The 11,584-nt window shown below is 45.1% G+C and carries 15 protein-coding genes; 14 read left to right on the top strand and 1 reads right to left on the bottom strand.

All coding sequences use genetic code 11. The annotated features are described in order from the left end of the window. Positions 1-57 precede the first annotated feature (57 nt). The 6 genes from minD to GKG41_RS14455 all read left to right on the top strand — a co-directional run bounded on the left by minD (position 58) and on the right by GKG41_RS14455 (position 4,241). Complete coding sequence (gene minD / locus GKG41_RS14430) at positions 58-846, top strand: septum site-determining protein MinD (RefSeq protein WP_154259787.1); 789 nt, start codon at positions 58-60, stop codon at positions 844-846. 18 nt (positions 847-864) lie between these two features. Beyond that, positions 865-1,125: a cell division topological specificity factor MinE gene (gene minE, locus GKG41_RS14435; RefSeq protein WP_072852826.1), complete on the top strand. Its 261-nt coding sequence runs from the start codon at positions 865-867 to the stop codon at positions 1,123-1,125. Between the two features lie 17 nt (positions 1,126-1,142). Further along, on the top strand, positions 1,143-2,273 hold the full coding sequence (locus GKG41_RS14440; protein WP_154259789.1) for an FtsW/RodA/SpoVE family cell cycle protein: 1,131 nt from the start codon (positions 1,143-1,145) through the stop codon (positions 2,271-2,273). Further along, the gene (locus GKG41_RS14445; RefSeq protein ID WP_154259791.1) at positions 2,270-2,665 is read left to right on the top strand and encodes a methylglyoxal synthase; all 396 of its coding nucleotides are present in this window, start codon (positions 2,270-2,272) and stop codon (positions 2,663-2,665) included. Before GKG41_RS14440 ends, GKG41_RS14445 begins: the two co-directional genes overlap by 4 nt. Continuing rightward, positions 2,649-3,692, top strand: a complete 1,044-nt coding sequence (locus GKG41_RS14450; RefSeq protein ID WP_256282014.1) for a serine hydrolase — start codon at positions 2,649-2,651, stop codon at positions 3,690-3,692. Before GKG41_RS14445 ends, GKG41_RS14450 begins: the two co-directional genes overlap by 17 nt. A gap of 120 nt (positions 3,693-3,812) precedes the next feature. After that, a complete protein-coding gene (locus GKG41_RS14455) occupies positions 3,813-4,241 on the top strand; it encodes a twitching motility protein PilT (RefSeq protein ID WP_072852835.1) in 429 nt (142 codons plus the stop codon). A 56-nt stretch (positions 4,242-4,297) separates the two neighbouring features. Here GKG41_RS14455 and GKG41_RS14460 read toward each other — a convergent pair whose 3' ends face one another. Next, positions 4,298-4,510 carry a DUF378 domain-containing protein gene (locus GKG41_RS14460; protein WP_072852837.1) on the bottom strand — a complete coding sequence of 71 codons (213 nt, stop codon included), beginning with the start codon at positions 4,508-4,510 and terminating at the stop codon, positions 4,298-4,300. 158 nt (positions 4,511-4,668) lie between these two features. Between GKG41_RS14460 and GKG41_RS14465 the strand changes: the two genes are divergently transcribed. The 8 genes from GKG41_RS14465 to GKG41_RS14500 all read left to right on the top strand — a co-directional run bounded on the left by GKG41_RS14465 (position 4,669) and on the right by GKG41_RS14500 (position 11,496). After that, the gene (locus GKG41_RS14465; RefSeq protein WP_154259793.1) at positions 4,669-6,051 is read left to right on the top strand and encodes an HlyD family efflux transporter periplasmic adaptor subunit; all 1,383 of its coding nucleotides are present in this window, start codon (positions 4,669-4,671) and stop codon (positions 6,049-6,051) included. Between the two features lie 11 nt (positions 6,052-6,062). Further along, positions 6,063-6,761 (top strand): YggS family pyridoxal phosphate-dependent enzyme, encoded by a 699-nt coding sequence (locus GKG41_RS14470; RefSeq protein WP_154259795.1) that lies wholly within the window; start codon positions 6,063-6,065, stop codon positions 6,759-6,761. 18 nt (positions 6,762-6,779) lie between these two features. Next, complete coding sequence (locus GKG41_RS14475) at positions 6,780-7,382, top strand: cell division protein SepF (RefSeq protein WP_072852842.1); 603 nt, start codon at positions 6,780-6,782, stop codon at positions 7,380-7,382. 9 nt (positions 7,383-7,391) lie between these two features. Then, a complete protein-coding gene (locus GKG41_RS14480; protein ID WP_154259797.1) occupies positions 7,392-8,192 on the top strand; it encodes a YlmH/Sll1252 family protein in 801 nt (266 codons plus the stop codon). Positions 8,193-8,203: 11 nt separating this feature from the next. Beyond that, positions 8,204-9,295, top strand: coding sequence for a 3-dehydroquinate synthase (gene aroB, locus GKG41_RS14485; protein WP_154259799.1), 1,092 nt, complete (start codon positions 8,204-8,206; stop codon positions 9,293-9,295). A 16-nt stretch (positions 9,296-9,311) separates the two neighbouring features. Further along, positions 9,312-9,830, top strand: coding sequence for a signal peptidase II (lspA, locus tag GKG41_RS14490; protein WP_154259801.1), 519 nt, complete (start codon positions 9,312-9,314; stop codon positions 9,828-9,830). 7 nt (positions 9,831-9,837) lie between these two features. Then, positions 9,838-10,752, top strand: coding sequence for an RluA family pseudouridine synthase (locus GKG41_RS14495; protein ID WP_154259803.1), 915 nt, complete (start codon positions 9,838-9,840; stop codon positions 10,750-10,752). An 87-nt stretch (positions 10,753-10,839) separates the two neighbouring features. After that, positions 10,840-11,496, top strand: coding sequence for a cytidylate kinase-like family protein (locus tag GKG41_RS14500; protein WP_347563364.1), 657 nt, complete (start codon positions 10,840-10,842; stop codon positions 11,494-11,496). The last annotated feature ends 88 nt before the right edge of the window (positions 11,497-11,584 follow it).

Below are 11,584 nucleotides of genomic sequence, written 5' to 3' on the forward strand. Positions count from 1 at the left end.
ATTTTAAATGTACCATAAGATGACAGAAAAAGGGATAGTATAGTAGGAGGATGGTATATGAGTGAAATAATTGTCGTCACATCAGGCAAAGGAGGGGTCGGGAAAACCACTGTTGTTGCCAATATTGGCACCGGCCTTGCACAGTTGGATAAAAAGGTAGTTGTCGTGGACACAGACATCGGCCTGCGCAATCTGGACGTAGTTCTGGGACTGGAAAATCGTATTGTTTATAATCTTATTGATGTGATAGAGGGAAACTGCAGACTGAAGCAGGCTCTCATAAAAGATAAACAGTACGGCAGCCTCTATCTGCTGCCTTCCGCCCAGACAAGAGATAAGACGGCAGTGACACCGGAACAGATGATAAAGCTTACTCAGGAGCTTTCCAAGGAATTTGATTATATAATACTGGACTGCCCCGCCGGCATCGAACAGGGCTTTAAGAATGCCATCGCGGGCGCTGACCGTGCCATTGTGGTGACAACTCCGGAGGTATCTGCCATTCGGGACGCGGACAGAATTATAGGGCTTTTGGAGGCGAATGAAATGGAGGATATCCAGCTTATCATCAACCGCCTTCGCCCGGATATGATAAAAAGAGGGGAAATGATGTCTATAGAGGACGTCACGGATATTCTGGCAGTCTCTCTTTTAGGGGCTGTGCCGGATGACGAGGAAGTGGTCATAGCCACCAATCAGGGAGAACCGCTCTGCGGCAAGGAATCTTTGTCCGGGCAGGCGTTCTCCAATATCTGCAGGCGTATCCAGGGGGAGGAAGTTCCGCTTCTGGACTTTGAAGTGAAAAAGGGTGTATTCCGACGCCTGGGCAGTTTCTTTAAAAAGTAAATAAAGGAGGACATTTCATTGTTTCTATTATCAAGAAATAAGCGTTCCAGCGCCGTTGCCAAAGACAGGCTGAAGCTTTTACTGGTTTCAGAAAGAATTGACTGTACTCCACAAATGATGATAATGATAAAAAACGATATGATTCAGGCCGTCAGTAAATATTTCAATATAGATGATGAGAGAGTAGAGATTAAGTTTACCAGGAATCCCTCTGCCCTGTCGGCCCGGATTCCACTTTCTGCTCAGCAGAACGGGATGCGAAACAGGAAATTGATATAAAATACTAAGGTGACTACATGTTAAAACAATACAAATTAAAAGATTACAACTTCAGATTAGTTCTATGGCTGATTGCCATCAGCGGAGTGGGAATTCTCCTTGTGGGAAGTGCCCAGCATTCACTGCAGAGCCGCCAGGTAATGGGAGTGGTAATGGGGCTTGCCGTAATGCTGATTCTTTCTCTGATGGATTTTAGCTGGATCCTGAATTTTTACTGGATTATTTACTTCGGGAATATTATTATGCTTCTGGCCGTACGGCTGTTCGGCAGTTCTGCCGGAGGAGCTACCCGCTGGATCGACCTTGGATTCGTCCGTTTTCAGCCCACGGAGCTTTCGAAGATTCTTTTAATTATGTTCTTTGCAAAATACTTCATGGAACACGAGGATGACTTGAATACGTTTCGGACGCTGGTGCAGTCATTTATACTTCTTGCTGTGCCCCTTGTCCTTATTCTTATTCAGCCTGACTTGAAAAATACAATTACGGTTGTTATACTTTTTTGTATCCTGTTGTACATCGGAGGGCTAAGCTATAAAATAATCGGCGGTGCCCTGCTGATCACCATACCTCTGGCTGTTATTTTTCTGACCATTGTTGTACAGCCGGATCAAAAACTGATCAAGGATTATCAAAGAGATCGTATTATGTCCTGGCTGTATCCAGAAAATGAAGAGTACGCAGATGATATCGCACAGCAGGAAAACTCTAAGATTGCCATCGGATCCGGTCAGTTGACCGGGAAGGGCCTGGATAACAACGAGGTCTCCTCTGCGAACAAAGGAAACTTCGTTTCCCAGATTCAGACAGACTTTATCTTTGCCGTAGCAGGGGAAGAGCTGGGCTTTATCGGCTGCTGCTGCATTGTAGGGCTGTTGCTGCTTATTATATTTGAATGTGTATTCGTGGGACGAAGGGCCAAGGACCTCTCGGGTAAGCTGATTTGCTGCGGGGTGGGCTCCGTTATCGGCCTGCAGAGCTTTATCAATATCTGTGTGGCTACCGGCTTAATGCCCAACACAGGGACCCCTTTGCCGTTTGTAAGCTATGGACTGACTTCCATTGTCAGTCTGTATATTGGTATGGGCTTGGTTTTAAATGTAGGACTGCAAAAAAGTAAAACATATATAGGAGGTCAAATATCATGAATATAGGACTTATCGCGCATGATTCAAAGAAAAAACTGATGCAGAATTTCTGCATAGCTTACAGGGGCATTTTGAGCAGGCACACGCTGTATGCCACAGGTACTACAGGCCGTCTGATCGAAGAGGAGTGCAACCTGCCGGTACACAAATTTATCGCCGGACACTTGGGGGGAGAACAGCAGCTTGGTACGCTGATTGAGCAAAACCAGATGGATCTCATTATTTTTCTGAGAGATCCCGTTGCTCCAAAACGGCATGACCCTGATGTTAACCGTATCTTCCACCTGTGTGACACCCACAATATCCCCCTGGCCACCAATCTGGCCTCAGCGGAATTACTGATTAAGTCTTTGGACAGAGGAGAGTTAGACTGGCGTGAAATGTACAGATAAAAACAGAAAGAGAACCCGCAGGGAACTGCGCAGGCGCAAAGTGCGCCGGACTATATTTTTAAGTCTTTTCCTGGTGATTGTGGTATTGGCCGGTGCTTTAAGCATTATGATGTTTCATAAGGACAGAGCACTGGATGAGGTACTCCCTTACAGTCTGCAGACAGAAGTATTCGGAAAATCCGGAGACGACACTTCACAGGTGGCAGAGGGAATGGCCTATAACCTATGTGTAGCATCGGGAGATATCCCTTTAGAGGGAATTACGCCTCAAAACAGCGAGCGATCCGCTTTGCTTGATGTGGATGGAAAACAAGTGATGTTTTCCCAATCCATGTTTGAGAAAACATATCCTGCCAGCATTACAAAGCTGATGACTGCCATACTGGCACTGGAGCACGGCAATATGAATGACGTTGTTACCATTGAAGCGGAAGACGTTACACTGGAAGAGGGTGCACAGCTTTGCGGTTTTAGAGCTGGAGATAAAGTTTCTATGGACGAGCTTCTTCACGGGCTCCTTGTATATTCCGGCAATGATGCGGCCATGGCCATTGCCCGTCAGGTAGGGGGCAGTGTGGATGGGTTTGTACAGATGATGAATGAGGAGGCTCTGCGTCTGGGGGCCACCGGAACGCATTTTGTGAACCCGCACGGGCTCCACGATCCGGACCATTATACAACTGCGTATGATATTTACCTGATGCTCAATGAGGCGATTACCTACAAAGAATTCACCACCATATCCCAGATGAGTTCCTATACCCTCACGTACCAAAAGGCCAGCGGTGAGGAAGGGCGGATTGCCCTTGAGGCCACCGATAAATATCTCACCGGTGAGATTTCAACTCCTAAGGATGTAACGATCCTGGGCGGTAAAACAGGAACCACCAGTCAGGCAGGCGCATGTCTGGCCATTGTATCCCAGAATGCCTATGGAAAGCCATACATTTCCATCGTGCTGAATGCCAAAACGAAATCTATTTTATATGAGCAGATGACTTCTCTGCTCCAGAAAATAAATTCGTAAATTTTCATAAAATTTCAGATTTGCCATTGTTTTTTTTGTTTAAATACACTATAATTGTACCTAACAGAACTAACATTTTGGCTTAAATACATATTACGTAGGTTCAAGGAGGAAATTGCGATGGTTCAATTAATTGTAGGCAAAAAGGGAAAAGGAAAGACAAAAGAACTATTGGACAGGGTAAATAAAACGATCAAATCAGCCAACGGCAGCGTGGTATATCTGGACAAAAATGTAAAACACATGTACGAGCTGAATAATAAAGTAAGGTTAATTGATGTATCTACCTTTCCACTAAAGAATCCTGATGAATTTGTAGGTTTTATCTGCGGTATTATTTCACAGGATCACGATCTGGAGGAAATGTATCTGGACAGCTTTCTGAATATTTCAAAATTAGAACAGATGGAGGATGGGGACATCGCCGGTACAATCAGACAGATTGAAGCCATTGGCAAAGAGTTTTCTATTACGTTTACCCTGAGCGTTTCTAAAGATGCCGACGAACTGCCAGAAGATTTGAAGGATAAGATTATTGTATCGTTATAATACACATAATAAAAAACAAAGGACTGCTGCAAAAACCTGCGACAGTCCTTTGTTTTTTATTCCTGGCCCATATTGCCGATTCTGCCGAAGAGGCTGATTAAGTATAATCCGCAGAGTCCTACGACAGCATAAATAATCCTTGAAATCCAGGACATATTTCCAAATAAAAATGCAACCAGGTCAAAGCGGAAGAATCCGATTAACCCCCAGTTCACTGCACCGATAATTGCAATTACAAGTATTGTATAGTCGATTCCTTTTGAACGCATAATGACTACCTCCTTATTCTTTATCCTATATTTTTACCAGAAAAACACATTTCATACCATTTTTTTCTTTCGAAATTCCATGTTGTACTTAAAGTTGGAAAATGGTACAATGTTAACTGATGTAAAAGTATTGTACCAGACAGAAGGAGACTATCAATTTGTCAGTCAGAAATAAAATACTTGAAACACTGAAAAAGATTATTACAAGCGCAAAAAAGCTGCTTACGTTAAATATAGGCACTTTGATTTTCGGTGCACTTTTTATCTATATGCTGATCACGGTTCTTCTCTATGTCACCTCCACCCACGTCACCTCCTACCAGGTGACAGCAGGTCCCCTGGCTAAGAATCAGACCTACACGGCACTGGCTCTGCGAACAGAGGAAGTGGTAACGGCAGACAGCCCCGGCTATGTCACATACTATGCCAGAGAGGGAAGCAAAGTACGTAAGGCAGGCACAATATACTCCGTAGGGGATACAAAGGCCCAGTCTGCGGATATGGAGCTAAAGGAAGCAGATCTGGAAAAAATCAGATCACAGCTTGCCAAATTCGCCAATAATTTCAGTTCAGATACTTTTCACGATGTATACAGCCTAAAATATGAGATTGAGGGAACCATTCTTCAGTCCGCAGGCATAGGGGCCTCGGGGGAGGATACGGATTCCGTATCCGCAACCTTCGGCACACAGACTATATACAATGCTCCTTATGACGGGGTAGTCCTGTACTCCACAGACGGGTACGAGAGCTTAACTCCTGATACCGTGTCAGAGGACAGCTTCAGCCAGATGTCCTATCAGCAGAATCATCTGCTCTCAGATTCCCAGGTAAAGGCAGGGGAACCGGTGTACAAGCTGGTCACAGATGAAAACTGGACACTTATGATTCCGCTGACAGATAAACAGGCCGCAGAACTGGCTGACAGAACTGCCATTAAAGTCAAGTTTCTCAAGGACGGGGCTACTCAGGTGGGCGGCTTTTCTATAGTGGAAAAAAAAGACGGAAAATACGGACAAATCGATCTGAGCAACGGTATGGTGCGCTACGCCTCAGACCGCTTTCTTGATATAGAACTGGTAACCAACACAAAAACAGGGTTAAAAATACCCATGTCCTCTGTGGTCAGCAAAGAATTCTACCTTATTCCCGAGGAATTTAAAACCCAGGGGAACAATCAGCAGGAAGCGGGCTTCCTGGTCCGCAGAGAAGGAAAAGGCGGAAAGACTACCACAGAATTTATCAGTACAACCCTTTATGAATTAAAAGACGGCAGCTACTATGTAGAAACGTCTGATTTCAAAAAGGGGGATGTCATTGTAAAGCAGGATTCCAGTCAAAACTATGTCATTGGTGAGACCGCGGAACTGGAAGGCGTATACAGTATGAATAAAGGATACGCTGTCTTCCGCAAAATCTCTGTTCTGGACCAGAACGATGAGTATTGTATTGTAGATAAAGATACTTCCTATGGAATTGCCCAGTTTGATCATATTGTTTTGAACGGCAACTCTGTAAAAGAAGAAGATATATTATATTAGGAGATGATACTATGGATGTAAAAGAGAACTATAAAGCAGTAGAGGAGAAAGTACAAAAGGCTTGCCAAAAAGCAGGAAGGGACCGCAGTGAGGTCACTCTTATAGCAGTCAGCAAGACAAAACCTGCAGGGCTTATCGAGGAACTGCTTCCTCTTGGAGTAAAGGACTTTGGGGAGAATAAGGTTCAGGAGCTGACATCCAAATACGAGGAACTTCCTAAGGATCTGCACTGGCATTTGATTGGCCATCTCCAGAGGAATAAGGTGAAGTACATCATTGATAAAGCATGTCTCATTCACTCTGTGGATTCCCTCAGACTGGCAGAGACGATTCATCACGAGGCCGAAAAAAAAGGGCTGGTTATGCCAGTGCTTATCGAAGTAAATGTAGCCCGGGAAGAGAGCAAGTTCGGAGTTTCCGTTGAGGAGACACTTCCTCTTATACAGGAAGTGGCAAAACTGCAAAATATTGCTATTAAAGGACTTATGACGATAGCGCCATACGTTGAAGATCCAGAAGATAACAGGGAAATTTTCAGGAAATTAAAGAATTTAAGTGTTGACATCAAAGGGGAAAACATGAATAATGTTACTATGGATGTCCTGAGCATGGGTATGACAGGAGATTATGAGGTGGCGATTGAAGAAGGGGCTACCTTGGTCCGTGTAGGGACAGGCATCTTTGGTGAGCGTAATTACGCAGCAGTATAAAAGAATGGAGATTAAATAATGGGCGTTTTAGATAAGTTTTTAGATGCAATCAAATTAAATGATGATTACGACGACGATGAATTTTTTGATGATGCAGACGACTTCGAAGAGGAGAAGCCAAGAAAACGTTTCTTAAAGAAGCTGGAGGAAGAAGATGACGATGAGTTCTATGATGACCCGGCACCGGTAACCTCTTTTCATAAAGCCAAAAAAGCGGCCAAAGCAGAGAAAGCGGCAACTGCTGCCCCCAGCAGTGCAAGGCCTGCCAAGCAGCCTAAGGCAGCTTCATCTAAGGTTACGCCTATGCGTAATACTAAAAAAGTATCAAGTGCAATGGAGGTTTGTGTGATTAAGCCAACGTCAATGGAGGACACCAGGGAAATCGCGGATACTCTGCTGGCAGGATGTACCGTGGTATTAAATCTGGAGGGACTGGACGTGGAAGTGGCCCAGAGAATTATTGACTTTACTTCCGGATCCTGTTATGCCATCAACGGCAGTCTTCAGAAGGTATCCAGCTACATCTTTATTTTAACACCTGCTGATGTGGATATTACCGGTGATTTTCAGGAAATTTTAAGCGGTGCATTTGACTTTCCGTCGATCCGTACCGAGTTCTAAGGATAATCTATGGAAAAAGAAGAACAATTCATAAAGCGAATCCAGGAATTATGTCAGAATGCTTATCAGAGAGACATTGTAACATTTTCTGATTTCCTGGATTTGAACGAATTACATATGGTAAATCATATTAACTACCGGGAGCTGGGGGTAACTCTGAAGACCTGCGGTGGGTATGAATTAGCAGAGCGTCAGATGGCAGCATTCATCCCTGATGCTCTTTCTTATGTATTACGTCCCTCCGAAGGGGCCGTTCAGGGTGTCTGCCTGGGGAATGGATGGGAATATCCAATGGACTGTCTTTGTATCCAGCCTCTTGCAAAGAGGTTCGCACAACCGCTCTCACACAGGGATTACCTGGGAGCCGCAGTCAATCTCGGCATCCAGAGAAGTAAGCTGGGTGACATCCTGGTGGATGAAAAAGAAGCCTATTTGTTCTGCCACAGTTCCCTTACTGAATTTATTTCCGGGGAATTGTGCCGAATCAGGAATACAGGGGTGGTTGCACGAAAGATCCCGGACCTGTCCGGCCTTCCTGAGAGAAAGCGGGAAGAAATTACTGGTACGGTGGCCTCTGTGCGCCTGGACGCGGTTCTGGCACTGGCTTTTCACACATCCAGAAGCCAGATGCTTCCCTTCATTGAAACGGGAAAAGTATATGTAAATGGGAAAATGGTGGTTTCCAACGGCTATCAGCTAAAGGAAGAAGATATTATTTCAGTACGGGGAAAGGGAAAATTTCAGTATTCCCGGGTACTGAAGCAGACAAAAAAGGACAGGTACAGTATCTGCCTGTACCGTTACAGATAGGAGACAAAAGCATGTATCAGGAATTAAAAGTACAGCGGAAGGGTGAATTTACGTACTCCATTTATTTTGAGAAAAGCTTCCGGGAGCTTCCGGAGAAGATTCTGGCAGTGGGGAAGAGCTTTCAGAAGATATGTATTGTAACAGACAGCAATGTTGCCCCTCTGTATCTGGAGGAAACAGCCAAAGGCCTGAGAGACAGCGGCTTTGAGATTACTACCCATATCATCCCGGCAGGGGAAGAGAATAAGACGTTGGATCAGATTCAGAAAATCTATAAACATCTGATCGAAAATCATTATGACCGCAAAGATCTTCTGCTGGCGCTGGGCGGCGGCGTTGTAGGGGATATGACCGGTTATGCGGCCGCCACATACCTCAGGGGGATTGCGTTTGTGCAGGTTCCCACCACCCTTCTTGCCCAGGTAGACAGCAGCATTGGCGGGAAAACAGGGGTGGATTTCGATCAATATAAGAATATGGTGGGGGCATTCCATCAGCCTTTGATGGTGTATATGAACGTCTCTGCTCTTTTAAGTCTTTCCGATGAGCAGTTCTCCTGCGGAATGGGCGAAATCTTAAAACACGGTCTGATACGGGATTATTCCTATTATGCCTGGACCGTATTTCACAGAGAAGAGATTTTAAAGAGAGTGCCTGAGACTTTAACAGAGATGATTTACCGCAGCTGTGTCATAAAAAAAACAGTAGTGGAAAACGATCCTACAGAAAAAGGAGAGCGGGCAGTCTTGAATATGGGACATACCATAGGGCACGCTGTAGAAAAGCTTAAGAACTTTTCGATCCTGCACGGCCAGTGTGTGGCGCTTGGGATGGTAGCTTCCGCCTACCTGTCCTTTCAGAAGGGATACATTACAGTAGAAGAATTCGCAAAGATGCAAAAGGATTTACGAGCCTTCGGTCTGCCTGTAAGAGTCGGCGGACTCTCCCCGGAACAGGTGCTATCCGCAACGAAATCCGACAAAAAAATGGAACACGGCCAGATAAAATTTATACTGATGGACAGGATGGGGCATGCTGTGATAGACACTTCGGTTACCGATTCGGAGCTTCTGGATGCGATTACTGTAATCGACGCTGTTTAGGAAAGGACAAATTGTTATGGAACCTCAGAAAAAAATCAGAATACAGGCTATCTTGGGCGGGTTTGCTGCCCTTTTGCTTCTGGTGGGTCTGGATCAGTGGACCAAGGCCCTTGCAGTTGAGCATTTGGCCGGGCAAAGGGATATTGATCTGATTCCCGGTGTCCTCACCCTTCATTATCTGGAAAACCGGGGAGCAGCCTTTGGCATTCTTCAAAACCAGCAGTGGATCTTTGTACTGATTGCCGCAGTGTTTTTCCTGGCAGCCATAGCTGCATACTGGAAGATGCCCAAGACCAGACATTATCTGCCTATGCATATATTAGCCGTCACTATTACCGCCGGAGCTGTGGGCAATGTACTGGACCGGATACGTTTAAATTATGTGGTAGATTTTGTCTATATCTCCCTGATTAATTTTCCGGTCTTTAATGTGGCAGATATCTATGTGACAGTCTCTGCCGTGCTGTTTTTCATCTATGTGATTTTTTATTACAAAGAAGAAGACTTTCAGTTTTTAAAGAAAAGGGAGCAGTAAACCGTCCATGGAAAAGTATAACTATAAAGTAGAGGAATTCGAGGCAGGAGAGCGGGTTGACAAATATCTTTCCCTTCTGCTTCCTGAGTATTCCCGGTCTTATATTCAAAAAGTGATTAAGGAAGGCTGCGTTCTGGCAAATGAGCAGCCTTTAAAGGCAAACTATAAAATTCAGCCGGAGGATACGATCACCATAGAGATACCAGACCAAAAGGAGCCTGACATTCAGCCGGAAAACATCCCACTGTCGATCCTCTATGAAGACAGTGAACTTTTGGTTGTAGACAAGCCCAAAGGTATGGTGGTGCATCCCAGCGCAGGACATTACACGCATACACTGGTGAATGCACTCCTTTTTCACTGCCAGGGACAGCTGTCCGGGATTAATGGAGTTCTCCGCCCGGGTATTGTTCACAGAATCGATATGAATACCACCGGGGCGCTTGTGGTGTGCAAAACAGACCGGGCGCATCAAAGTCTGGCCCTGCAGCTAAAGGACCACTCCATTACCAGAAGATACCGGGCCATTGTACACGGCAACCTAAAGGAGGATGAGGGCACAGTAACCGGAGACATCGGCCGGCATCCCACCGAGAGAAAAAAAATGGCAGTTACCCAGAAAAACGGTAAGCCGGCAGTTACCCATTACCGGGTACTGGAGCGTTTTGGCTCTTTCACGTACATTGAATGCCGTCTGGAGACCGGGCGCACCCATCAGATACGCGTGCATATGAGCAGCATTCGCCATCCTCTTTTGGGAGATGATGTATATGGTCCGAAAAAATGTCCATTCCCGGGTCTCCGGGGCCAGACACTGCACGCAATGGTATTGGGCTTTCTCCACCCCGTTTCTTCTGAATATATGGAGTTTACAGCACCTCTACCTGAATACTTTTCTGAAATTCTGGATAAATTGAGATAATGTATATACATTTTGCATAAAATGCGATATAATATATATAGATTACTAGTGTACTAACCTATGAAATTTGTCAGTACACGGAGGGAAATGACAGGAAAGGAGTGTGTGCTTATGGCAAACACAGTAATTACAATCGGGCGCCAGTATGGCAGCGGCGGAAGAGCAATCGGACAGCGGTTAGCAGAAGAGCTGGGAATTAAATATTATGACAGTGAACTGCTGGACAGAGCTTCCAAGGACAGCGGTTTATGCCAGGAATTGTTTCAGAATCATGATGAGAAGCCTACAAACAGTTTTCTCTACTCTCTGGTGATGGATACATATTCCTTTGGCTATTCATCGGCCGCATTTACAGATATGCCCATTAACCATAAAGTCTTCCTCGCCCAGTTTGAGACCATTAAAAAGATTGCGGAAGAAGAATCCTGCGTCATGGTAGGCCGCTGTGCAGATTATGCACTGTCTGACTATCCGGGCTGCCTGAGTGTCTTTATCCATGCGGATCTGGATAAGAGGATCCGAAGAATCGCAAAAAAATATGAACTCACAGATGCAGCTGCCAAAGAGAAGATCCACAAGACAGACAAACAAAGATCCAGCTACTACAATTATTACACCAGCAAAAAATGGGGAGATGCCAATGGCTACCATATGTGTCTGGACAGCGGGGTCCTTGGAATGGAAGGCTGTGTGGAACTGATCAAGAAAGCAATTGAAGTAAAAAACGCTCATCAGAAAAAGTAAGATAAGATAAAGGGGCTGTCGGGAAATAGATAGCCCTACACAGGGGCAGGCGTGATTCATACGAATCACGCCTGCCCCTGAAAATTAT

Origin of the sequence: Lactonifactor sp. BIOML-A5 (assembly GCF_009677585.1) — a bacterium.
Classification (GTDB): Bacteria; Bacillota; Clostridia; order Lachnospirales; family Lachnospiraceae; genus Lactonifactor.

Bases quoted from the DNA above. Each gene is read 5' to 3' on its own strand.
- lspA (WP_154259801.1), top strand. From the start codon at position 9,312: ATGGAACCTCAGAAAAAAATCAGAATACAGGCTATCTTGGGCGGGTTT.
- GKG41_RS14500 (WP_347563364.1), top strand. From the start codon at position 10,840: ATGACAGGAAAGGAGTGTGTGCTTATGGCAAACACAGTAATTACAATC.
- GKG41_RS14460 (WP_072852837.1), bottom strand. From the start codon at position 4,510: ATGCGTTCAAAAGGAATCGACTATACAATACTTGTAATTGCAATTATC.
- GKG41_RS14445 (WP_154259791.1), top strand. From the start codon at position 2,270: ATGAATATAGGACTTATCGCGCATGATTCAAAGAAAAAACTGATGCAG.
- minD (WP_154259787.1), top strand. From the start codon at position 58: ATGAGTGAAATAATTGTCGTCACATCAGGCAAAGGAGGGGTCGGGAAA.
- GKG41_RS14480 (WP_154259797.1), top strand. From the start codon at position 7,392: ATGGAAAAAGAAGAACAATTCATAAAGCGAATCCAGGAATTATGTCAG.
- aroB (WP_154259799.1), top strand. From the start codon at position 8,204: ATGTATCAGGAATTAAAAGTACAGCGGAAGGGTGAATTTACGTACTCC.
- GKG41_RS14475 (WP_072852842.1), top strand. From the start codon at position 6,780: ATGGGCGTTTTAGATAAGTTTTTAGATGCAATCAAATTAAATGATGAT.
- GKG41_RS14455 (WP_072852835.1), top strand. From the start codon at position 3,813: ATGGTTCAATTAATTGTAGGCAAAAAGGGAAAAGGAAAGACAAAAGAA.
- GKG41_RS14470 (WP_154259795.1), top strand. From the start codon at position 6,063: ATGGATGTAAAAGAGAACTATAAAGCAGTAGAGGAGAAAGTACAAAAG.
- GKG41_RS14440 (WP_154259789.1), top strand. From the start codon at position 1,143: ATGTTAAAACAATACAAATTAAAAGATTACAACTTCAGATTAGTTCTA.
- GKG41_RS14495 (WP_154259803.1), top strand. From the start codon at position 9,838: ATGGAAAAGTATAACTATAAAGTAGAGGAATTCGAGGCAGGAGAGCGG.